The sequence below is a fragment of the Comamonas sp. UBA7840 genome (assembly GCF_002501455.1).
Taxonomy (GTDB): domain Bacteria; phylum Pseudomonadota; class Gammaproteobacteria; order Burkholderiales; family Burkholderiaceae_C; genus Comamonas; species Comamonas jiangduensis.
Genome location: NZ_DLTI01000039.1, coordinates 14433 through 38602 on the forward strand (window position 1 = coordinate 14433; position 24170 = coordinate 38602).

Consider the following 24170-nt stretch of genomic DNA (forward strand, 5'->3'; position numbering starts at 1 on the left):
CGCCCGATTGGGCCGCCCCACGCCTTCAGCGCGAACGTGCTGAAGGCACAGATGAAGATGCCGCCTGTGGCTGACGGGCCCCTGCACCGCGCACTTCCAGCTCCACACTGTCTTGCAACTGGCCTGCGGCATCCCGCAGCTCCAGCCGGTGGCGCCCCGGCCAAGGCAACCACGCCACAGGGCTGCCACGCCCCAGCTCTTGGCGCACGGCTTCACCCTGCGGCTGGCGCGTGACCAACTGCCAGCGCAGCCCCTGCGGCTGCCAACCTGCACTGCCCGCCCCCACCGGCCGGGCCTGCAGCTGCACCCGCTGGTGCTGGGGTGGAATGTCGGGGTCCAGCGCCAAGATGGTGCCGCTGACCGGCTGTGCAATCTGGGCATGCACGGCAGGCAACACATTTTTGATAGCTGCTTGCGCTTTATTCATAGTCTTTTCAGATACTTTCATACCTGGAGTGCTTGAATATCGAGCGCCAGCAGCTTCACCTTCTATAGCAAACACGGGCTGCTGCGTTCCCTCCAGAAACCACTCTTTGCGTCCCGGCTCTAGCGCCGCGGCACCCGCAGCCGCCACAAATTGCACCGCCTGCGTGCGCAAGCCTGGGGGCGCTGACGGCGCACGGCTGGGCAGCCGCGCATGCAGCGCGGTCATGATGTCGGCCCAGATGGGCGCTGCACCGCTGCTGCCACTGACGCCATGCATGGCCTCGCCCGAGGCATTGCCCACCCACACGCCCACGGTGTAGCGCTGCGACCAGCCCACCGCCCAGTTGTCACGCATGTCTTTGCTAGTGCCGGTTTTCACCGCCGTCCAAAACCGTGTGGCCAGCACACTATCCAGCCCGAAGGTGCTGGCGCGGGCTTGGGCATCCGACAATATATCGCCCACCACAAATGCGGCCTGCGGCGACAGCACCTGCACCGGCTTGGCGCGCTGCGCTGCTCCCAAAACCGCAGGTGCCACGGGCGCAAACTGGCCGCCGTTGGCCAAGGCCCGGTAGGCATTCGTCAGATGCAGCAGCGGCACTTCTGCACTGCCCAGCGCCAAGCTGTAGCCGTAATACCCAGCGTTTTCACGCAGCGGCAGCCCCAGCTGGCGCAGTTGGTTAAAAAACGCATCCGGCGTCACCATCACCAGCGTGCGCACGGCGGGCACATTCAGCGATGCTGCCAGTGCCATGCGCACCGACACCCAGCCTTTAAAGCGCCGGTCGTAGTTTTGCGGAATGTACAGGCCCGATGGCGTAGCGATCTCGGCCGCAGAATCCTCCAGCAGCGAGGCAGCTGTCAGGCGGCGCTCATCCAGCGCCTGCGCATACAGAAAAGGCTTGAGGGTAGAGCCCGGCTGGCGCCACGCCAGCACACCATCCACCTCGCTGGCCTGGCTGAGCGTGCCCGATGAGCCCACCCACGCCAGCACCTCACCGCTGCGGTTGTCCAGCACCACGGCCGCGCCGTCTTGCACATTGCGCCCTTGCAGCTCTCGCAAATGGCGCTGCAAACTCTCTTGCGCCGCACGCTGCACCAGTGCGCTGAGCGTGGTGACGATACCTTGCTGGGGAATGGCTTGTGCATGGTCATAGCCTGCCCACACACGCTGCGCCCAGTGCGCAGCGTCACCTTCTGTCGCGGGCCAAAGGCGTGCCCGCAAGGCCTGTTCGGTGCGCCATTGCACCGTGGTGCACCCCGCTCGGGGGGCTACATGTGAGGCGGCATTGGGTGCACCGTTCGTGGAGATCGCATGCTGCTGCAAGTCTTGCCACACTGCACAGGCACGCTGCGCCACCACGGCCGCACTGGCATTGGGGCCGCGCACCAAGGCTGCGGCAATCGCAGACTCCATCTCATCAAGGCCATGCGCAGCTTTGCCAAACAAGGTGCGGCTGAGGGCATCAATACCCACCAGCTCCCCCTTGAAAGGCAGCAGGTTCAGGTAGGCCTCCAGAATTTGGTCTTTGCGCCAGCGCCGCTCCAGCTGCGTCGCAGCCAGGGCCTGACCCAGCTTTTGCCCCATGCTGCGCCCGCTGGCACTGGCGCGCCAGTCCTCGTCCAGCAGCCCCGCCAATTGCATGGTGATGGTGCTGGCACCGCGTGTTTTGCTGTTCCACAGATTGCCCCAGGCCGCAGCAGAAACAGCGCGCCAGTCCACCCCGCTGTGGGCATAAAAACGCTGGTCTTCGCTCACCAGCAAGGCCAGGCGCAAAGAAGGCGATACCTCACTCAAGGCCACCCAGGCTCCTCGACGCACCTGACTGTTGGTGCGCAGGCGCTGCAGCACCTCACCTTCGCGCGAGAGGATGTACGTTTCTGAAGACTGAAAGCTGCTGCGCACTTCGTGCGGCGTGGGCAGGGCCCAAGCCCACGCGGGCAGGCACAGCACGCCCAGCGCCGCCAGCCACCGCCAGCCTGCAAGAGAGACTGGCAAACGCTTAACCCAGCACAACGCGCACAGGCTGGTGGTCTGAGGCCTGCGTTTGCTGGTTCACTTCAAAGCTGCGCACCTTGTCGTACAGGCTGTCGCTGACCCAGACAAAATCGCAAGCGCCTGGCTCAGGGCCAAACTGGCGGTCAAACAATCGGAAGGTATCGGGCTGGGGCTGATGGGTGCGCAACACGCGCCATGCATCATTCCAGGCCGCGCCCACCACCCCTTCAGGCCAGCCCGCCTCGAGGCACTCAATCACTGCCGCGGGAGAACTCAGCGCCGCGTACTCCAACTCGTGCGACTCGAAGTTGAAGTCGCCACACAACACGGCATGCTCTGTGCGCGGTTTGCGCTGGAAAGGCGAGCCGTCGTCCGCGAGCGGCGGTGGTGCAAACACCTGCGACAACGCTTCAAAGTGCATGCGACGCAAATACCGCGCTTGCGCCATGCGCTGGCGTTTGGAGTAGTACTCCAAGTGCGTCGTCAGCACGTGCACCGTGCCCAGCAGCGGGTCTTGCACCGTCACCACGGTACACATGCGCTGCATGGTGCGCACGTGCTGATCGCCCGGGTAGGGCAGCGGATAGTGCTGCACCTGCAACACCGGCAGCCGCGTGGCAATCAGATTGCCAAACTGTTGCTCACCAGTCTCGGTCCATTCGTGCACGGCAGCGCCAAAAAAAACCGACCAGCCGGGCAGCAGGGCTTGCAACTGCTGCACCTGATGGGCGGCACCACCCTGCAGCTGGGGGTAGTTGATGGCAATTTCCTGCAGGCACAACACATCGCATTCGCCCATGGCTTGCACGGTCTGGACAATGCGCTCGGGGCGCACCTCACCGTCCAGACCACAGCACCATTGGGTATTCCAAGTGACTAAATGCATGACACACTCTCATTAAGCATGGTGAGACGAACCGTGACGACACGCTCACACTGGCTGAAACATACCTGTTCTTGTCGCCCTACAGTGCATTTCATCCGAATTTGAGATTTTTTTCTGCTATTTCATCACCTTTACAACCATGACTTTTTGTGAACAAGCATGGCAGCGCAATCTGCCACTGTTTAACGCCACCGTGGCCCTGCCTTTCAACCAGGCACTGGCCAACGGCAGTCTGACGCGTGACGCTTTCCAGCATTACATGATCCAAGACGCCCACTATCTGGTGGCGTTTGGCCGCGCCTTGGCGATTGCGGGCGGCAAGGCCGATGATGCCGAAGGTGTGGTGCAGTTTTCGCAAGCCGCCAAAGAAGCCGTGGTAACCGAGCGCCTGCTGCACGACAGCTTTATGCGTGCCTACGATGTCACGCCAGAGATATTCCAGCGCACACCGCTGTCGCCCGCCTGCCACCACTACTGCCACTTTTTGCAGTCCACGGCGTGGAGCCGCCCCTACGCGGTAGCACTGGCGGCGCTGCTGCCCTGCTTTTGGATTTATGCCGAGGTCGGGGTCGAGCTGCAAAAACGCAGCGTGCCGGGCAACCCTTACCAAGGCTGGATCGACACCTACGGCGGCGAGGAGTTCCACGCCCACGTGCGTGCCGTGCGCGAGACCGTCGATGCCGTGGCCGCGCAGGCAGACGCCAAAACTGTGGCGGAGATGCACCAAGCCTATACCGATGCAGCGCGACTGGAATGGATGTTCTGGGACAGCGCTTACCACATGGCGGTGTGGCCCTGCTGAACGCACAGGCTGAGCCTGCATGCTCGCTACATCAACAAAAAAGTAGCTTGTAGCGCCTGAAAGACAAGGGTTTCAGATAGAAAAGTATCTGAAACCCTTTTTTCATCAGCGCAACCAGCTCTCTTTTTATGTGATGACAGGGTGGAGTTACTTGATCCCCGCACGCATAAAACTTTGCACAAACTGGCGCTGGAACAGGATGAAGGCAATCAGCAGCGGCGCCGAAGTCATCAACGTGGCGGCCGTGATGGTGGACCAATCCACCCCCTGCTCCACGCTGGAAAACACCTGCAACCCCACGGTGAGCGGGCGCGACTCCACGCTGTTGGTGATGATGAGCGGCCACAGAAAATTGTTCCAGTGAAAACTCACCGACACCAGCGCAAACGCGGTGTACACCGGTTTGGCCAGCGGCACATACACGCGCCACAAAATTTGCAGCGTGCTGGCACCTTCCACGCGGGCAGCCTCATCCAGTTCTTTGGGAATGCCCATGAAGGTTTGGCGCAGCAAGAAGATCGCAAAGGCCGAGGCGAAGTACGGCAGGCCGATGGCCAGCAAAGTGTCCACCAGCCCCAGCTTGGCCATGGTCTGGTAGTTCTCCACCAGCAAGATGTCCGGCATGATCATCAGCTGCACCAGCACCAGCGCAAACGCCACATGCTTGCCGCGGAACTCATAGCGCGCAAACGCAAAAGCCGCCAAGGTGGACAGCACCAGCTGCACCGCCAAAATCAGCAGCACCAGCACCGTGGTGTTGAAAAAATAACGGGCAAAGGGGGCCGCTTCCCAGGCGTTGCGAAAGTTTTGCAACGTCCAAGGCGCGCTCAGGTCAAAACGAATCGCGTAATCACTGGGGTGAAAGGCGGTCCAAAACGCATAGGCCAGCGGCAAGATCCACAACAGCGCCAGCGTCCACGCAGCCAGGGTATCGAGCCAGGTGTGGCGGTAAATCACAGCGGGTGCGTTCATTGGTAATGCACCTTTTTATCCAGCACGAAAAACTGAAACAGCGCCACGCCCGCCAGCACCGCCACCAACACCACCGTGATGGCCGCCGCGTAGGCCGTGTCCCAGAACTTGAAGCCCACCTCATACAGGTGGTACAGCAGCAGCGTGGTGGCATTGTCGGGGCCGCCGCGCGTGAGGATGAACACATGGTCCACCAGGCGGAAGGCATTGATCACCGCATTGATCAGCACAAACAGCGTGGTCGGCATGAGCAGCGGCCACTGCACGCGGCGAAAGAAGTACCAGCGCGAGGCACCCTCAATGGCCGCTGCTTCTTTCAAACTGGGGTTCAAGGTTTGCAGTGCCGCCAGATAAAAAATCATGAAAAAACCGGCCTCTTTCCACACCGCCACCAGTGTCACGCAGGCCAGGGCTGTGGCCGGATCACCCAGCCAGTTGTGTGACGCAAAGCCCAGCGCGCCCGTGAACTGCTCCAGCAGCCCATATTGCGGGGTGTAGAAAAACAGCCAGATATTGGCCACGGCAATCATGGGCAACACCGTGGGGGTGAAATACGCCATGCGCAAAAATGTGCGCCCGGCAATACGCTCATTCACCCACACGGCCATCAGCAGTGCCAGCCCGATCGATGCCGGAATGGTGGCCGCCGCAAACCACAGGTTGTTGCGCACCGCCTGCCAAAACACGGGGTCATCGGCCATGACGGCGTAATTCTCCAGCCCCACCCACTGTGCCGGCCGCGCGCCCTTGGGCGTGGAGAAAAAACTATCGATCAGCGTGGCCACGGTGGGCCAGTGCGTAAACGTCACCAACAGCACCAGGGCTGGCAACAGCAGCAGCCACGCATGCATGCTGCGCTGGCTGGCACCAGCCATAGGTGATGAAACAGAACCTGACATGCGTTCCCAACTTCTCACATCAAACAACAAGCGCCTTGCCCGAATGCGCGGTCTTATACACCGCATCCGGCAAGGCGTGATGCAGACAAAGCCGCAGCACAGGGCTGCACCCGCTTTGTCCGCGCGGCATCAGCGGTAGTTGCGCAAGATGCGATCGGCTTCTTTTTGCGCATCTTTCATGGCTTGGGCAGAGGTCTTGGTGCCGTTGAGCGCGGCTTGCACGGCATCGTTGAGCACCTTGGTCACGCGCTGGTTTTCGTGGGTCGAAAACTCCGCTACCGAGACAGGCAGCTGGTCACGCGCCACCAATGCCTGCGGAAATTCTTGGCCGTACTTTTTTAGCACCGGGGTGTCATACGCTGCTTGCGACACGGCCACGTAGCCGCTGTCCATGCTCCACTGCGCCGCGCGCTCGGGCTGGGTGATCCACTGCGCAAACTTGAAAGCCGCTTCTTGCTGCGCCTTGGGTGCGCTCTTGAAGATGTAGAAGTTGCCACCGCCGGTGGGCGAGCCCTTGCGCACATGGCCCGCAATCTGGCCCACGCCAAAGTCAAACTTGGCATTGGCTTTGATGTTGGTGAGGTTGCCGGTCGTGGTTACGATGATGGCGGCCTTCTTTTCCATGAAGTCCTTGGGTGTGGTGCCCCACTCGACCACGCCTTTGGGGTGTACGCCATCCTTGGCCAGGTTGACCCACATCTCCAGCGCTTCGATGACCTTGGGGTGGTCAAAGGTCACCTTCGTGCCCGCTTCGTTGGCCAGCAGCACATCGTTGGGGGTGGTGAAGGTTTGCAGCATCCAGTAGGCAAAGCCTGTGGACGGAATTTGAATGCCGTACTGCGTGACGTTGCCGTTGGCGTCTTTCTTGGTCAGCTTTTTGGCGGCGTCCTTCAACTCCGCCCAGGTCTGGGGCGCCTTGCTGGGATCCAGCCCCGCTTCCTTGAAGGCTTCCTTGTTGTAGTACATCACCACCGTGGAACGCTGAAACGGCACCCCCCAGGTCTTGCCACCCGTCTGGCTGTTGGCCATGAACGCCGGGTAAAAGCCCTTGAGCCACGCCTTGTCGGCATCGGTCTTCACAAAATCGTCAATGGGCACGATGGCATCTTCATCGATCAGCGTGAACATGTCGGTGGACAGCAGCACCGAAGTGGCCGGCGCCTTGCCCGACTTGTGTGCGGTCAGCGCCTTCACAATGGTTTCTTGGTAGGTGCCCGCATAAATCGGCACGATTTTGTATTCCGGGTGGGCCTTGTTGAAGTCTGCCGCATAGCCGTCAATCGTTTTGGTGATGGGGCCACCTACGGCAACCGGGTAATAAAACGGCACTTCCACAGGCGTTTGCGCCCAGGCTGCGGCGGTCATGCCCAGCACTGCGGCTGCGGCCGAAGCCTTCAGGAAGGTCTTGCGTTGCATAGTGATTGCTCCTCGCGGGTAGAAAAAAATGGATTCAGGCGGCCATGCGCTGGCCGTGGGTGTCAAAGAAGTGCATATCCGCACGGCGCCAGTGCAGCGGCACCTGCTGCCCTATTTCCGGCAGCAGGCTGCCGGGCGCGCGCACCGTCAGGGTTTCGTGTCCAACCTGGCAACGCAGCACCACATCAGGGCCCAGATACTCTTGCCCGGTCACTTGCGCCTGCACCGCCACGCTGTCTGCGGTGGGGGCTTCGCCCCAGTGCACGGCTTCGGGCCGCAGCCCCATGCTGGCGGCGGCCACGCTGCCCGTTTGCAACGGGCTGCCTACAATGCAGCCGTCTTGCAAACGCAGCAAATTCATGGCGGGAGTGCCAATAAAGCGTGCAGCAAAAGTTGTAGCAGGCTGCGCATACATGGCGCGCGGTGCGGCGTATTGCTCTACCTTTCCCTGGTGCAGCAACACCACTTGGTCGGCCATACTCATGGCTTCGGCCTGGTCGTGCGTGACGTACACCACGGTCAGCCCCAGGCGCTGTTGCAGCTCACGCAGCTCGGAGCGCATTTCCTGGCGTAGCTGGGCATCAAGGTTGGACAACGGCTCGTCCATCAGGCACACATGGGCCTGGGCCACCAGGGCACGCCCCAGCGCCACACGCTGCTGTTGACCGCCGGACAGCTGCCCCGGTTTGCGATCCAGCAAATGCGACAGTCCCAGCAAATCCGCCGCTTCTGCCAAGCGCTGCTGCGCTTGGGCCTTGGGCACTTTGCGCACTGACAAGCCAAAGCCAATGTTTTCGCGCACGCTCAGGTGCGGGAAAAGGGCGTAGTTTTGAAACACCATGGCAATGCCGCGCTCGGCAGGCGGCAGGTGCGTGACATCTTTGCCACCAATCCGCACGCGGCCGGAAGTGGCGCTTTCCAGCCCAGCAATTATGCGCAACGTGGTGGATTTACCGCAGCCCGAGGGGCCGAGGAGCACACAGAAAGAGCCTGCGGGAATCTGCAAATTCATGGCGCGCAAGGCCGTGGTGTCTCCCCACGACTTGGCGACTTGTTCGAGTTCGATGGTCGACATAGCGAACCAGTTTATGCAGGCTATATGTCTATGTCATGACGACTTCGTCGGTGATAACCCTCTAAAAATCACGCATCGTCACAAATACTTCATCAACCCATCGCTCCACACCACTGCTCAGGGCTCGGTATGCCCAGGCGCCCGGTTGAGCAGTACCGCGCGCTGGTCGGCGCTGACTGACAGGTAACGCTCATAGTTGCGCAAAATGTCTGCAATCAATTCTTCATGGCGCAGGTATTGAATGTCATACCCCTCGCGGCCATCGGCAAAGAAGGTCACCGGCTCCACCACATGGCGCCGCTGGTTGACCGCTTCATCGGTCACCTCGGTCAGCATAAAACCAGGCAACTTGCGTGCAAGAGGCCGCACGCCGTAGACAAAGTCACGCAGCTGCGGCGCGGGTATCACCAGGCGCACCGTGCCCGCCTCCGCGCCTTCGGTGCTGGCACTATCGTCATGCACCTGGACCTGCACGCCTTGGCGCTGCAGCTCGGCCGCCACCTCACGCATGGCAGGCAGCACCGTTTTTTGCAAAAAGCTTTTCACATCGCCGGCGGAGGGTTGGCGCACGATCAGCTCCAAGCGCTTGCGCCAGTGCTGGCCCGTCCAGAAATTGGTGGCAGGCGACAGGTCTTGCCGGGCATGCGTCACGTCGGCCTTCATGCCGCGCCACAAGCCAATACACAGCACCCCCATGATGGCCGCCACCGGCATGGCGGCGACCAGCGTCATGGCCTGCAAGGCCTTGAGCCCCCCTGCCAGCAGCAGCACCACGGCGGTCACACCCAGCACCGCTGCCCAGAACAGCCGCTGCCAGATGGGCGACTGCGGATCACCGCGCGAAGCAATGGCATCCACCACATAGGCGCCAGAGTCGGCCGAGGTCACAAAAAACAGCGCAATCAACACAATCGCCAGCCATGACACGGCCCGGGTCAGCGGCAGGTATTCAAAAAAGCGAAACAGCAAGGCATCCACATTGCCAGCGGATTGCGCCAGCGCGCCCTGGGCCACATGGGTGTCGATCCAGATGGCGCCATTGCCAAATGCCGTCATCCACAGCAGATTGAAGGCCGTGGGAATCAGCAGCACACCGATGATGAACTCGCGCACGGTGCGGCCGCGCGAAATACGGGCGATGAACATGCCCACAAAAGGTGACCAGGAGATCCACCATGCCCAGTACAGAATGGTCCAGCCACCAAACCACTGCGGGTCTTGGGCAGGTTCATAGGCAAAGGTGCGCAGCGACATGCTGACCAACTCAGAGGCATAGTGGCCAATGTTTTCACTGAAGGCTTGCAGCAAAAACACCGTGGGGCCGCACACCAGCACAAAGCCCAGCAGCACAAACGTCAGAATCAGATTCAACTCAGACAGGCGACGCACCCCTTTGTCCAGCCCGGAAGCGGCTGACAGGGCTGCCAATCCCACCACGCCCACAATCACGCCGATGCGAAATGCCGAGGTGCTGGTGTCCAACCCCGTCACCAGATTCAAGCCCGCGGCCAGTTGCATGGCCCCATAGCCCAGCGTGGTTGCCAGGCCCGCAATCGTACCCACCAAGGCAAACGCATCCACCCCGTGGCCAATCGGGCCGTTGATGCGGTGCTGCAGCAAGGGGTACAGGCCAGAGCGCATGGTCAGCGGCAGGTTGTAGCGGAAGCCAAAGTAGGCCAGCGTCAAGCCCATCACACCGTAAATGGCCCAGGCGTGAAAGCCCCAGTGAAAGAAGGTGGACGCCAGCGCCTCCTTGGCCGCGCCTGCCGTGCCTGCCATCTGGGTGGGTGGATTCAGGTAATGCTGCAGCGGCTCACCAACGCCAAAGTACATCAGGCCAATGCCCATGCCCGCAGCAAACAGCATGGCCGTCCACGACACAAAGCTGAACTCAGGCTTGGCATCGTCCGGGCCAAGGCGGATATCGCCATAGCGGCTGACCGCAAGCAGCACCAGAAACAGCAAAAACAGCGTGACGATGACGGTGTAGAACCAGTCAAAATGCCCCACCACCCAGGTCTGGGCGCGGGAGAACATGCTGTCGGCCAGCGCGGGAAAAGCGCCACACAGCACCAGCAGCGCTAACAACACCAGCAAAGCGGGCACCACCACCGGGGCTGAGAAGGTCGTCTTGGGTGCAGTGCGTGCACCCGGTTCATTGACTGGAGTGTTCATGGTCGTCACGCGGTGAGAGGACTGAGAGTCGGAGTATGTGCACCCCGCCGCCAAGCAGCACGTCAGACAAAGCACGCAGTCTGGCTACTTGCTTCCAAAAAAGTAACAGCCAACGCTTGTCGTACCTTGTTTTCAAGGTTCAATCACATTAAATCCCTTTAAAAACAAGCGCTGGCAGCTACTTTTTTAATTATTCCGGCCGAATCGGCGTATGCGCCTGATCACCCACCACCGTGGTCCACGGCTGAATGCGGTAGCTGCGCACCAGGCCATTTTGAAAATACGCATCGGCTTGCACAAACTGCTCGACCGCCTGTGCGTTGTCGCAGTCAAACACCAGCACGGCGCTGTCTGCCGGATCACCCACGGCGCCCCCCAGCAGCAATGCGCCGCGCGCTTGCCACTCCCACGCCTGGCGCAAGTGGGCGTTGCGAAATTGGCCACGGCGCTCCAGGTAATCATCGGTGTAGTGGTAGGTCAGCAAATAGTGCATACAACGTCTTTCAGGTATTGGTAAAGCGGGGATTGTCGGCCGGATGCAGGTGCACAGCAGCGTCACATGGCCGACGCAAAGCGTGCGGCTCAAGGCTGCGCCACCTTCCAGCGCGCGTTGGGCAACTCGCCAAACATTTCGGGCGCGTACAGGGCTTCCGCCCGCGTTGGCGGCAGCGCAAAGTCGCCCGCGTTGTTCAAGCGGACGGTGTATTCCACGGCGACGTTGCCTTTGGGCAGATAGCTCCAGTAGACCCGGTAGCTGTCTTCGCCGCGCTCCACAAAATCAGGCCACGCGCCGTCAGCCGCAGCTTCGCCTTGCTGGGCAATGTCCGAGTCGCGTCCCAGGCCACTGCCCAAAATGGTGGCACCAGCAGGAATGGGATCGCTCAACGCCACCCAGGTCATGTCTGCACTGGCGCTCACCTCCAGCCGAATGCGCACCACATCCCCGCGCTTCCAGTTTTGGCTGTTGGCGCCCTGCACTGCCGTCACGGTTTTCTTAAGCACGTAACCAGCATTCATGGCTTGGGTGCGCGGCACGGCAGCCACCGACTGGAAACCCACCCACGGCTTGCCCGTGCCACGGTGTTGCACGCTGAGCTGGCCCATGCGGCGCTCGCCCCACGGCAGGAATACGCTGCGGCCCGTGCTGTCGGCACTTTGCGCGCTGCCGGCGGGCACCGCAGTGGCAGCCACAGGCTCCCCCCCTGACGCTGCAGGCGCAGCATTCCAGTGCACAGTCTGGGTGGCAGTACCCAGCAAGGCGGTGGTGTTGCCCGTGACCGCTTCGCGCTCATAGCGCTGGGAGAACTGGCGCAACGCCAGCCCTGCCCAGGTATTGGCCGTGGTCGTCCCCCAGGAACCCTGCTTTTGGCGGGCCAGCAAGCCCGTCACCAGCCGTGTGCGCTCGGCATCCCATGCCTGATCGTCCATGGTGGTCAGCAGCAGGCGCGCCACGTTCACATCCGCGCTTTGCATCAACCACCACCACTGGTCTTTGGCATCGGTGCTAAAGCCCACTTGAGAGCCTTGGTAGGACAAGCGGGTTTTGAGCAGCTGCTGCACTTCTTCCAAGCGTTCGGCATGGCCAGGCACTTGCGGCATGTGCTGCAAGATGCTGAGCCAGTCGATCAGCGCATGCGTTGGCCACTCTTGTGGTGCAAGGCGAATGCTCTCCAACATGGCAGGCCGTGCTTTGCCACTGCGCGCCAGCACGGCAATGGCCGCCAGCTTGCGCACATCCAGATCTTTGCGCGGGCTCCAGTGCTTGCGCTCTATGCGCCCCTCTACCCAGGCGATCAGGCCCGACTCCATGCGCGCCTGCTCGGCGGCCGGCAATTGCAGGCGTGCATCCACGGCCTTGAGGCTGTGGTGCACCGCCAGCAAATGTGCCGTCAGCGTGTCGCTGCCCTGTGCGCGGCGGCTGTCTTGCGGCGGGAAGTACATGGCCAGGCCATCGTCGTCCAGATAAGTCGGCAACTGCGCCATGGTTTGCTGCCACAGCGCTGGGTCGCGTAAGCCTATGGCCTTGCCCACGGTTTGCTCCAGACAGGCATACGGGTAGGCTGCCCACCAGTCACGCAGCCCGGGCACCCCTTCGTCCTTGTCGGCCAGCTTGTCACTGAACGACAGGCGCACCCCGCCCCTGCCGGGCAGGGCGTTGTCGGGCCAACTCAAAGCTTCCTCCCAGCGACCATCAATTTGTGTGATGGTGGCCTGCTGCACCGCCAGCGGCACAGCGGGCAGCAAGCGCTGTTGCACCACCAGACTGTCTTTGGCACCGGTTCGGGCATCCTGGGCATCAATGCGCCACGGCCACTCGCCCTGGGCGGCTTGTGCCAAACTGTTGGGCACCGTCACCTCCCACGCCACTTCCCGTGCCGCTTGGGCGGGCACCTCCACCGTTTGCGCTTTCAACGCGACACCGCCTGCATGGGGTTGCAACTTGACCTGCATGGACTGGGCGGTGCTGTTGCGCACGGTCAGCATGGCGCGGAACTGATCGCCCTCGCGCACCACCGGCGGCAGACCGCTGATCACTTGCAAGTCTTGGCTGGTGCGAATGTCCACACTGCCCGTGCCAAAGCGCTGCACCCCGTCGTCCGCCACCACCACGATGGTGAAGCTGGTGAGTGCGTCGTTGAGCGGCACCTCAACCACAGCTTGGCCTTGTGCATTCAGCTGCACCTTGGGGTTCCACAGCAGCAGCGTGTCGAGCAGCTCTCGCGTGGGTGCGCCCTGACCGCCGCCACCGCCCGGTGCAGCGGCCTTGCGCCCATAGTGGCGGCGCCCCACCACTTCCATCTGTGCCGTAGCGGTATCCACTACCCAGCCACGGCGCTGCCACATGGCAGCGCGCAAATCCCAGCTGCGGTTGGGCGACAGCTCCAGCAGTGCTTTGTCTACTGCGGCCACAGCCACTTCGGCATGCGCAGCAGGCTTGCCATCGGGCAGCGTGGCACGGATGGTGACTTTGGCCGTTTCACGGATTTGGTAACCACTCTTATCGGCCTGCACGACCACGTGCAACTGCTGCGAGCGGTCTTGCACCTGCAACTCAGCCACACCCAAACGGAACGCGGGCTTGCTCAAATCCACCATGGCGGTGGGTGCCACATATTCTTTGCCGCCATACCAAAACGCGTTCCACCACTGGCGCGGTGCTTTGTAGCCCCAGGTGAAGAAGCTGTACCACGGCACTTCATACAAGCGCCCACGCAAGGCCAGCACACTCACAAAGACATTCGGGCCCCAGCCAGCTTGCACGGGCAATGCAATCGTTGGATCTTTGCCCTCCAGCTGCATGACCTGGGTGTACAGCACGCCTTCACGCTCCACACTCACCAAGGCCGTCGCTTCACGGAAAGGCATGCGCACTTGCAGCTTGGCGGTTTCTCCGGGGCTGTAGCTGGTTTTTTCCGCCAGCACATCCATACGGTCATGGTCTTGCCCCCCAAACCACAGCTCGCCTTGCCCCGTTACCCATACGGTGTCCGCCGCCTGCGCGGTATGACCTTGCTGGTCTTGGGCAGAAGCAATCAGCTCCACCTCCCCGGCTTCCACCACCTGCACCTCGCACAGCAGCAAACCGCGTGCGTCGCTCTTGCCGCTGCACACCTCGCCCAAGCTCTTGCTGCTGCGCTGGTTGTCATACGTGTAGAAGCCGCCCACCAAACGCTTGCGGGTGGTGGTGGTGGTGTGCTGCACCGCCTGCACCTTCAATGGCACCCCGGCTTGCGGGTTGCCTTGGGTGTCCACCGCCACCGCCTGCAAACGCATCTTGCGGCCCACCGACATCCACCCCTCGGTGCGAATCCCAGCCAGCACTGCCGAAGGCCACACGCTGCGGCTGCTGCGCAGGGTCTGGATTTCGCCATTCGGGTCGGCAAAGCTGGCCTCCAACACCAAATCTTGTGCAGCTTGGACAGGGGGTAAAGCAGGCAGCGTCACCTGGCCCTGCCCCTGCTCATCCAAGCTCAGGGGCAGCTTATCAGCCACCAAGCGTGCGCCATCGCCACCACTGTCTTCCGCCGCACGATCCACCTCCTGCTGGGAACGCGGCGCACGGAAGCTGTAGCCTGCCCAGCGCTCAAAACTCACCCCACGCTCACGCAGCAGGGCGCTGACTTGCACGGGATGGCCGCTGGCGGCACCGCCATTGATAAAGTTCAGGCTGACCGCCACCGGAATTGCCTTGGGCTGCACCAATGCCGCTTTGTCCACGGGCTGCACGCTGCCTTGAAAGACCGGCAGACGAAATGCCTCCACCCGGAACTCACCCGACTGCAGCACGCGCTGGCCGCCATGGGCCTGCTCTGACCAGCGCAGCTCTACCGTATACAGGCCCAGCTTGGCGGCTGCGGGGGCCACAAAACTGCTGATGGCATTGCGCCCACCGTTGTGCGTGGCCGCCCACTGCAGTGACTGCTTGTATTGCTGGCCGCTGCCGACATGGGTAATCACCAACTCTGCAGGCCAGTCTTGCGGCAGCGCCAGCCCTTGCAAGGTTTGCTGGCGCACAAAGTGCTTCATCGACACGGTTTCACCGGCGCGCACCAGATTGCGATCCAGCACCGTATGCGCCACCAATTCGGGCCCGCGCCCCCAAGAAGTAGGCATATTGAAACGCCATGGCTCAATACCACGCTGCCAATCGCTCCAGACAAACGCCATGTCTGGCACGCCTTTATCGCTGTAGCGTGCGCTGGCAAACCACTGGCCGCTGCCTTCGTGGTTGTTACAGCGCGGCGCCTCCTTGTCCAAATCCTGCAGCATCAGCAGGCCTTGGGCATCGGTCTTGCCTGCAGCGTGGGGCTTGCCCCGGCAATCTGATACTTGCACATCAGCACCCGCCACAGGTTTGCCCTTGTCCAGCGAAGTCACCCACACTGCAGCGCCTTCACGCCCGAGTTTGAGGTGCACCGCCAAATTGGTGACCAAGGCTGAGGTACGCACAAACATGCTGCGCTGGGCCCCCATGCGCTCGTCCAGCAACGCGGCGCCCAGCCGGGGCGATTCCACCTCCAGCACATGAAAGCCCGGGGTGGAAATGGGTATGCCCACCACTTCAAAAGGGCGCGGATCGCCATCCTGGGACTTGGGCAGATGCAAGGTCTGCACGCCCGCTTGTCCTTGGAGCAGCGACACCGTGCGCGGCGCGATGGAGTCGCGATCTTCAGCATCCAGCGGTGCAGGCAGGGGAGATTTCAGATCCCGCTGCGCATCCTTGCGACGCATCCAGCTGCGGTCATAGCGCTGCACCAAGTCCCACCAGCGGATGATGTCGGCATCAGTGCCTACCCGCAGATTCCGCACTTGTGCCCCCGCGGTGCGGGCTGGGGCGCCTGCGCTGCCGTCCATGGCCTCCACCTTGCGCACCGTCACCGGTAACACGGCGGTGCCATCCTCGCCTTCCGCAAAGCGCTCCAGCACGCCAAACGGCGCGACCGCAAACTTCACCAGCGGTGGGGTATCGCCCATGGTCACGGCCATGGGGAAAGCCCCCGCATTCGCCAGACTGCGCCCCGCATCGTCTTGAAAATTTTCGGGCAACACCAACTGGTATTTGCCCAAAGGCTCCAGCGGCGCTGGAAAACGCACCTCGCTGACGGTGGTTAGGGTCTCTTTATCCAGCACCGGCTGAATTTTTTTGCCATGGAGCACCAGTTGCACCTGCTTAGCCTGCGCCTGCGGCACCGGTGCTGAAAAAGACAGCACCAGATCACGAATCGGCAAGCAACCGGCGTTCGCGCGTTCACGCTGGCACTGCAGCTCTGCCGTAAAGGCTGGGCGCACCTGGTAATCCAGCGTTTGAGGGTGCTTGTTGCTCACCCCGCTGGTCATTTGTACGCCGGCGCCATACACCAGCTGCATGCGGCTGCCTGCGGTCAAACGCCGGTTGCACTCCAGCGCCACATAACTGCCTTTGCCCTGGATGTCCAAGGCTTTGAGCACTGCTTGCGTCTTGCTGGCATCCAGCAGGCGCACCGGAATGCGCTCGCCCACACCTTCAGCCCGGCAATGCACGTGCTGCTGCAAGCTGGGGGCGGTGGCTGCGCCGTTGAGCTTGAGTACAAAGGTCTGCGACTCATCCACGGCTTCATACGTGGCTGGCCATGTCTGAATGATGGTGGGCCCAGCAACTTCAAACTGATAGCTAGCAGCGCCCGTCAACACTGCGCCGGAAGGCGATTTGAATGATTTTTCGGGCTGAATCTGGCAACGCGTGCCTGCAGGCACGGGCTGGTTGAATTGCCACACCCACTCGCGCGCATGGTTCCAACGCCCCATGCCTTGGGCAGCCTGTGCTGGCACACACTGCACCCGCACCGGCGCTAGCGCTTGGGCGTTGCCCGGCCGCACCGCATCGGCAGAGGTCTGCACCACAATTTGCTGGACCTCATTGACACTACCGCTGGGCGTCACCTGGCTGATAGACAGCGCATGGGCGCCCCCACTCAGGCCCGCACCAAGCGCTACCAGCCCCCATAACCGTGTCAAATACATGCCCATGCCTCTTTGGAGAAAGCAGCCAACACCATCACTGCACCCTCTTGCGGTGTGCGCAAAGGCGGTCTCAGCTTGTACGCGCCCACAGATGCCAACTGATCTTTGTTAGGAAATGGGCCATAGCCTAGCATTGAGCGAGCACCACTCCTAGCCCGGATACGGGGTAGTTGCCTGCCTCTCAAAAAAGCCGCAGCCTATAGCGCGCGGCTTTGCACCCAAACAAGCGCGGTCACTGGGGCTGAAAACCACTGCTCTGGATGATGCGTTGCCAAACGCCGGTGTAGGCCTGCTCACGCTGGTGCAACTGCTGGGGCGTCATCGGCTCGACAACCAAGCCGATCTCTTCGAGCTGTTTGCGAATGGCGGGCTCTTGCACGCTCTCCGCCAGCGCTTGGGCAAAGCGCTGAGTGAAGCGTGCAGGCACCCCTTTGGGGGCATAAATGCCGTAATACGGCATATCTTCCAGCCCTTGCATGCCCAGTTCACTGAATGTGGGCACCTCGGGCAACAAAGGCTGGCGCTTGCCGCCCAGCACCGCCAGCACGCGCAACTTGCCTTGCTTGTGGTAGTGCACAAAGTCTTGCACCGACCCGATGCCTGCCTCAATCTGGCGGCCCAGCAAGTCCGCAATCATGGGTGCACTGCCCTTGTAAGGTGCAGAGATCAGATCCAGCTGATAGCGGCTGGCCAATTGCTTCACCAAAAACTCGGGGGTGGAAGCTGGCGCTGGAATACCTACCGCGCTGCGGCCGCCCGCATCCTTGCGCACCCAAGCCAGATATTCTTCAAAGGTTTTGGCAGGGTGCAGGGCCGATACGGCAAAGGTATTCACGAATGAGGCAAAGCCACCCATGGGCTCAAAATCTAGCCCTGGCACAAAACCAGCATGGCGCACCACCTGCGGCAAGATAGAGATGGTGTGGTCATGCGTCAAAAACAAGGTGCTGCCATCCGCTGGCGAGGTTTTGAGCAACTGGGCGGCAATTTGACCGCCCGCGCCGGGCTTGTTCTCAATCATGACGGTACGGCCCAGGCGCTGGCTCAAAGGCTCTTGCAGCAAACGCGCAATTACATCGGTGCCGCCACCGGGAGGAAAACCGACCAAGATGCGGATGGGCTTGTCAGCAGCCCACGACCATCGCCACCCGGCCCCACTGGCAACTGCCAGCACTGCCGCTTGTTGCGCAGTTTGGGCCAGGAATCGACGACGAGATGCGTGGGTCACAAATTTCTCCAACAATGAAAAGCAGAAAAAGCCATACACGGCCATCTGCTAGCCTAGCAGGCAGAAACTCAATAAATCACGAAAAATTAATAGCAAATAGCGATGCATCACATCACTATTTGCCAACCAAACACCGGCTTGTCCACCAGCCACAAACAAAAAGGGACGCTACTGCGTCCCTTTTTGTTTGCTTATCGCTCTGCCTGGCAGATCCAGGCGTGAGCTACCGCTGTGATTTAGCCCAACCGTGCACGGTGCTTGGCCAGTTGCATGCGCACTTGCGCTGGGGCTGTGCCACCCAAGGTGTTGCGCGCGTTCAGCGAGCCTTCCAGGCTCAGCACGTCAAACACGTCGGCCTGCACATTCGGGTTGAAGGACTGCAGCTCAGCCAAAGGCAATTCGCTCAGGTCCACACCCTTTTGGGTGGCCAGTTTCACGGCGTGTGCCACGGTTTCGTGGGCGTCACGGAAAGGCAGGCCCTTTTTCACCAAATAGTCAGCCAGGTCAGTCGCTGTGGCATAGCCCTTGAGTGCCGCTGCACGCATGTTGGCCGCGTTCACGGTGATGCCACCTTCCTTGGTGCCAGTCGCAGGATTGAGCTGGCCGCCGATCATTTCCGCGAAGATGCGCAGCGTGTCCTTGAGCGTATCGACGGTGTCGAACAACGGCTCCTTGTCTTCCTGGTTGTCCTTGTTGTAGGCCAGGGGCTGGCCCTTCATCAAGGTGATCAGGCCCATCAGATGCCCCACCACACGGCCGGTCTTGCCACGCGCCAGCTCGGGCACATCGGGGTTTTTCTTCTGAGGCATGATGGACGAACCAGTGGTGAAGCGGTCGGCAATCTTGATGAAGCCAAAGTTCTGGCTCATCCACACGATCAGCTCTTCCGACAGGCGTGAGATGTGCACCATGCACAGCGAAGCGGCTGCCGTGAATTCGATGGCGAAGTCGCGGTCGGACACGCCGTCCAGGGAGTTCTGGCACACACCCTCCATTCCCAATGTCTTGGCCACGCGCTCGCGGTCCAGCGGGTAGGTAGTGCCAGCCAGTGCGGCAGAACCCAGGGGCAGCACGTTCACGCGCTTGCGCACGTCCAACATACGTTCAACATCGCGCTTGAACATTTCCACATAGGCCAGCATGTGGTGACCAAAACTCACGGGCTGCGCCACTTGCAAGTGGGTAAAGCCGGGCAAAATCACGTCCACATGCTTTTCTGCCACTTCGACCAGCGACAGTTGCAGTTCCTTGAGCAGACCTTCGATCAAATCGATTTCATCGCGCAACCACAGGCGCACATCGGTGGCCACTTGGTCATTGCGGCTGCGGCCGGTGTGCAATCGCTTGCCTGCATCACCCACCAATGCCGTCAGGCGCGCTTCAATATTCAGGTGCACGTCTTCCAGATCCAGCTTCCACTCAAACGCGCCAGATTCGATTTCTTGCTTGATCTGGGTCATACCCTTTTGAATGGCTGCATAGTCATCTTGACCAATCACACCTTGGGCTGCCAGCATTTCAGCGTGGGCCAAAGAACCGGTGATGTCCGCCTTCCACATACGCTGGTCAAAGAACACGCTGGAGGTGTAGCGCTTGACCAAATCGCTCATAGGCTCAGAAAACAACGCGGACCACGCCTGCGCCTTGGTATCGAGCTGGTTGTGGGAGGGCTGGGTGGTGGTGTTATCAGACATGGGCGGGCAGAATTTCCAATTACGACAGACACCCGGAACACCCGGATGCCCTATGCACAAGCCGCAAATTTTATCGAGCCAATTGCCAACCGACGAATATTCAGAAGCGACAACCCCTCAGCCTAGTGCAGCGCTGCCGGTCTTGATCTTCGATGCCTGCCATCTGGGCGTGGTGCTGCGCGCCGTTTTAGGGGTGGAATTAACCTTGGCGATTGCAGCGCTCTATACCAGCCACAACGCATGGGATTGGCTGATGCATACCGCCTGGCTCACCAGTGGCGGGCTACCCGGCACCCTTGTTTGGTTGCTGTTGGCCTGCAGCCTCAAGCGCGTTTTGCACCGCATGGACAGCCCACACCAGTACGCCATCGGCATTGTGCTTGGGGTCGTAGCGGGGCTTTACGCCACCGCGATGCTGGCCATTTCTGGGGAGGTAGTGCGCATGCACTGGCTCGCAAATGCCATCACCGGCGGCATCTTGGCCGCAGTATTGGTGGGCTATTTGGTGCTGCGCGCAGAAGGCCGAACGCCTGCGGCCACCAAGGCACAACTCACGGCCCTGCAAGCGCACATACGCCCGCATTTTTTATTTAACGCCCTCAACAGTGCGATTGCCCTGGTGCGCGACGAACCCTCCAAAGCCGAGCGTTTATTGGAAGATTTGAGCGATCTGTTTCGTGCCACGCTGCAAGACCCTCGCAGCACCATTCCACTGAGCGAAGAGATTGCGTTGGCACAACGCTATTTGGATATTGAGCAAACCCGCTTTGGTCCACGACTGCAAGTGCAATGGGATTTAGACCCCCACGCCCTGCACGTTCGGCTGCCTCCGCTGCTGCTGCAGCCCCTGGTAGAGAACGCCGTCAAGCATGGGGTGGAACCCTCGCAGATTGGCGCAAAAGTAACAATCTCCGCGCAACTCACTCAAAAAAAATTTCTTTTGCTACGTGTCACCAATACACTGACTTCGTCCAAACATCTCGGCGATAAGCCGTTGATACATAAAGGTCAGGGGATTGCTCTTGCTAACGTAGAGCGACGTTTGCGCCTGTTGCACGATGTCGATGCCACATTCAGTGCAGCACCCAAACACGGTGTTTTTGAGGTTCGTATTTCTCTACCGTCCAGTTAAATGCACAACCATAACCATCGGAGATAAGAGATGCATGTGCTGATTGTTGATGATGAACTGTTGGCCCGCAATCGTTTGCGCGTTCTGCTCAGTGAGTGTGAAGACCCCGCCGCCCCTTTTGTGGTGGAAGAGGCCGCCAATGTCGCGCAAGCCCAAGAATTTTTGCGGCGCACTGAACTCCCCGTGGATTTGCTGTTGCTCGACATCCAAATGCCGGGCCAGGACGGCATGGTGCTGGCACAAACACTGCGCACCATGGCACAGCCTCCAGCCTTGGTGTTTGTCACTGCGCACTCCATGTATGCCGCCAGTGCTTTTGAGGTAGAAGCGGTGGATTACCTCACCAAGCCCGTGCGCTTGGAGCGGCTGCACCAAGCTATTGCCAAAGTGCGCCGCCTGCGCACCCTGGAAGGCGCTGCCGACCACAGCGAGGCGGCGCCCGCGCTGGTAATTCGTGATCGCGGCCGTGCCGAGCGCGTGCCTTTGCACCAAATCGTGTATTTAAAAGCAGAGCAAAAATATGTCACCGTGCGCACTGCTGCACGCACCTACATTTTGGACAGTTCATTGAGTGAACTGGAACACCGTTTTCCGAACCAGTTTCTTCGTATCCACCGCAATGCCTTGGTCAATCCTGCCCAGATGCTCAAGCTGGACAAGCATTACAACGATGAAGAAGGGGAATGCTGGGCCATGCGCCTGCACAGCGTGCCTGAAATCTTGCAGGTCTCGCGCCGCCAACTATCCACAGTGCGGGCAGCCATTCAAAACGTGGGGCGCCGCACTGATGCGCCACAAACAGAACCTGCGTAAACCATAGTCCATCCAACCATACCGGCATAAAAAATGGCACCCCAAGGTGCCATTTTTTATGGTGCCAGCCTTCAGTGCCCGTGGCCGCCATGCGCCAGACCACTGACCAGCGTGACCAAGACAATGCCCGTGACCAGCCACGCCACTTGCACCAGGCTTTCTTTGGCAGACAGGCGTTTTTGCAGCTGGGGAATCAAATCTGACAGCGCCACATACACAAAGCTGCTCGATGCCACCACCAAAAAATACGGCAGCGACTCTTCCAGATGGCCGACCAAGAAATAGCCACAAATACCGCCCAGTGCGGTCACAGCCCCAGCCAGTGACACCTTGAGCAAGGCCAAATTACGGTGCTTGCTATTGCGCAGCACCACCAAGTCGCCAATGTGGTGCGGCACCTCGTGGGCCAACACCGATACTGCGGCAATCAGCCCCAAGCGAATATCAGCCACAAAAGCAGAGGCAATCAAAATACCATCGCCAAAACAGTGCACGCTGTCACCGGTGAGCAGCGACCAGCCACTGCTTTTCGTGCCGTGCTGGTGACCGTGTGCATGTGCATGTGCGTGGTCATGGGAATGTGCGTGCGCCTCATCATGGTCGTGGTAGACATGCCCATGATTGTGTTCATGTCCGTGGTGCCACAGCTCCGCCTTGGTCAGCAAGAAAAAGAACACCACGCCAATCAGCAGCGTCATGAATAAATCGTGCGCGCTGGCTTCGCTGTTGAAGGCCTCCGGCAGCAAGTGCATGAACGCCGTGGCCAGCAAAGCGCCGGCAGCCAAACTCAACAAACCCTGTTGCGCGCGGTCACTCTGGTTTTTGCCAAAGCCCACCTTCAAAAGCAAGTTAGCCACCCACACGCTTCCAATCCCGGAAGCCAGGGTGGCCAAAATAATAGCGACCAATGTCATAGATGTTTTCTCTCGGGACGGTGTCCCCAAATGCGCAGCATTTTCTCTAATCCCCGCAAGCAGTGCAGCGATGCCTGCGGCTGACTGAGTGGCTCACGTGGGTGCTCCGCACGTTGGTGAACCACTTCACAGAACAGCGTACACAAGCTGTCAAGAGGCCAAGCCTGCAAATTGCACGCAACCAAGCAGCTTCAATACCCCAGCCACCGCAGCAGCGCTGCACTTGCAGCCCCCAGCACCACCACCAGCAAAAATGGCGCGCGCAGCCATAAAGCCACAGCCGCCACCAGCAGGGCGGCCAATCGTGCATCCAGCGCCAAGCTGTCACCCTGGGCAAAGGTATTCATGACCGTCAATGCCGCCAACAACGCTACGGTCATGCACGCGGCAATGTGCGTCATGCGCGGGTTTTGCAAAAACCGTGCGGGGATGGCGTAACCCAGCCATTTGGTCGCAAACGCGACGCCACAGGCCAACACAATCCAGTGCCACAAACTCATGCTGCCACCGCCTCTTTCACCGCATCCTGGGCCAGCCGTGCACTGCGCCACCACCCCCAGGCTGCACCCACCACGGCAGCGACCAAAATCGGCAAGCCCGGCGGCAACAGCGGCACCGCCAAAGCCGTGACCACGCCGCACAGCACAGCCAGCGCCACCGGCTCGCGCTGCTGCAAACGCGGCCACAGCAGCCCCAGAAAAGCCGCCACGGCCGCACCATCCAGCCCCCACTGGCGAGGGTCTCCTAACGCATCGCCCAGCATGGCGCCGAGCAAGGTAAACGCATTCCACAGCACAAACACACCAATGCCTGCTGTCCAGAAACCGCGCTGCTGCTCCGCAGGGTCACGCTGCCCCGAGGCTGTGGCCGCAGATTCATCGATCGTCACCTGCGCGGCCAGCCATTTGCGCCAGCCCAAGGGCTGCAGCATGCGATTCATCTGCATGCCATACACCGCGTTGCGCACGCCCAGCAAGCTGGCCGCCCCCAAGGCGGCTGAGCCTGCCCCGCCCCCGGCAATCACACCGATGAAGGCAAATTGCGAACCACCCGTAAACATCAGCGCACTCAAGGCCATGGCCTGCCATACGCTCAAGCCGGCAGCCACCGCCAGGGCACCAAAGGAAATGCCGTACAGCCCGGTGGCCACGGAAATCGACAGCCCCATGCGCACCGCAGGGGTAAACCTACTTTTTTGATTTAGAAACATTTCAACCCATAAAACAAACACTGGGGTT

17 protein-coding genes are annotated in these 24170 nt (G+C 60.7%); 3 read left to right on the forward strand and 14 right to left on the reverse strand.

Translation table 11 applies throughout. The features are described from left to right. Positions 1–25: 25 nt before the first annotated feature. Positions 26–2425: a penicillin-binding protein 1C gene (pbpC, locus tag B3R00_RS14520; protein WP_376747608.1), complete on the reverse strand. Its 2400-nt coding sequence runs from the start codon at positions 2423–2425 to the stop codon at positions 26–28. A gap of 4 nt (positions 2426–2429) precedes the next feature. Further along, positions 2430–3311: an endonuclease/exonuclease/phosphatase family protein gene (locus B3R00_RS14525; protein WP_286999609.1), complete on the reverse strand. Its 882-nt coding sequence runs from the start codon at positions 3309–3311 to the stop codon at positions 2430–2432. Positions 3312–3450: 139 nt separating this feature from the next. Between B3R00_RS14525 and tenA the strand changes: the two genes are divergently transcribed. After that, positions 3451–4113 carry a thiaminase II gene (gene tenA, locus B3R00_RS14530; protein WP_286999610.1) on the forward strand — a complete coding sequence of 221 codons (663 nt, stop codon included), beginning with the start codon at positions 3451–3453 and terminating at the stop codon, positions 4111–4113. Positions 4114–4260: 147 nt separating this feature from the next. Here the strand turns inward: tenA and B3R00_RS14535 are convergent, their stop codons facing one another. The 9 genes from B3R00_RS14535 to argH all read right to left on the reverse strand — a co-directional run bounded on the left by B3R00_RS14535 (position 4261) and on the right by argH (position 20073). Then, complete coding sequence (locus B3R00_RS14535; protein WP_219162755.1) at positions 4261–5085, reverse strand: carbohydrate ABC transporter permease; 825 nt, start codon at positions 5083–5085, stop codon at positions 4261–4263. Next, positions 5082–5984: a carbohydrate ABC transporter permease gene (locus B3R00_RS14540; protein ID WP_219162756.1), complete on the reverse strand. Its 903-nt coding sequence runs from the start codon at positions 5982–5984 to the stop codon at positions 5082–5084. The genes B3R00_RS14535 and B3R00_RS14540 overlap by 4 nt, the downstream gene beginning before the upstream one ends. A 129-nt stretch (positions 5985–6113) precedes the next feature. Beyond that, the gene (locus tag B3R00_RS14545; RefSeq protein ID WP_286999611.1) at positions 6114–7400 is read right to left on the reverse strand and encodes an ABC transporter substrate-binding protein; all 1287 of its coding nucleotides are present in this window, start codon (positions 7398–7400) and stop codon (positions 6114–6116) included. Between the two features lie 34 nt (positions 7401–7434). Then, entirely contained in the window at positions 7435–8475 is a 1041-nt protein-coding gene (locus B3R00_RS14550) for an ABC transporter ATP-binding protein (RefSeq protein ID WP_286999612.1), read from the reverse strand. Positions 8476–8592: 117 nt separating this feature from the next. Further along, positions 8593–10650 (reverse strand): BCCT family transporter, encoded by a 2058-nt coding sequence (locus B3R00_RS14555; RefSeq protein ID WP_286999613.1) that lies wholly within the window; start codon positions 10648–10650, stop codon positions 8593–8595. 190 nt (positions 10651–10840) lie between these two features. Next, positions 10841–11143, reverse strand: coding sequence for a YciI-like protein (locus B3R00_RS14560; protein WP_174863515.1), 303 nt, complete (start codon positions 11141–11143; stop codon positions 10841–10843). A gap of 89 nt (positions 11144–11232) precedes the next feature. Further along, entirely contained in the window at positions 11233–17151 is a 5919-nt protein-coding gene (locus B3R00_RS14565; protein ID WP_286999614.1) for an alpha-2-macroglobulin family protein, read from the reverse strand. Between the two features lie 232 nt (positions 17152–17383). Then, positions 17384–18424: a Bug family tripartite tricarboxylate transporter substrate binding protein gene (locus B3R00_RS14570; RefSeq protein ID WP_376747609.1), complete on the reverse strand. Its 1041-nt coding sequence runs from the start codon at positions 18422–18424 to the stop codon at positions 17384–17386. A 191-nt stretch (positions 18425–18615) separates the two neighbouring features. Then, complete coding sequence (gene argH, locus B3R00_RS14575) at positions 18616–20073, reverse strand: argininosuccinate lyase (protein ID WP_286999616.1); 1458 nt, start codon at positions 20071–20073, stop codon at positions 18616–18618. 52 nt (positions 20074–20125) lie between these two features. On the opposite strand from argH, the gene B3R00_RS14580 reads away from it, so the two are divergent. Both B3R00_RS14580 and B3R00_RS14585 read left to right on the forward strand, forming a co-directional pair. Continuing rightward, positions 20126–21205 carry a sensor histidine kinase gene (locus B3R00_RS14580; protein ID WP_286999617.1) on the forward strand — a complete coding sequence of 360 codons (1080 nt, stop codon included), beginning with the start codon at positions 20126–20128 and terminating at the stop codon, positions 21203–21205. Positions 21206–21235: 30 nt separating this feature from the next. Beyond that, positions 21236–22018 (forward strand): LytR/AlgR family response regulator transcription factor, encoded by a 783-nt coding sequence (locus tag B3R00_RS14585; protein ID WP_286999618.1) that lies wholly within the window; start codon positions 21236–21238, stop codon positions 22016–22018. Between the two features lie 71 nt (positions 22019–22089). On the opposite strand, the gene B3R00_RS14590 is transcribed toward B3R00_RS14585, so the two are convergent. The 3 genes from B3R00_RS14590 to B3R00_RS14600 all read right to left on the reverse strand — a co-directional run bounded on the left by B3R00_RS14590 (position 22090) and on the right by B3R00_RS14600 (position 24142). Further along, positions 22090–22932: a ZIP family metal transporter gene (locus B3R00_RS14590; protein ID WP_286999619.1), complete on the reverse strand. Its 843-nt coding sequence runs from the start codon at positions 22930–22932 to the stop codon at positions 22090–22092. Between the two features lie 191 nt (positions 22933–23123). Continuing rightward, complete coding sequence (locus B3R00_RS14595; RefSeq protein ID WP_286999620.1) at positions 23124–23432, reverse strand: AzlD domain-containing protein; 309 nt, start codon at positions 23430–23432, stop codon at positions 23124–23126. Next, positions 23429–24142 (reverse strand): AzlC family ABC transporter permease, encoded by a 714-nt coding sequence (locus B3R00_RS14600; protein ID WP_286999621.1) that lies wholly within the window; start codon positions 24140–24142, stop codon positions 23429–23431. Before B3R00_RS14600 ends, B3R00_RS14595 begins: the two co-directional genes overlap by 4 nt. Between the last annotated feature and the right edge of the window lie 28 nt (positions 24143–24170).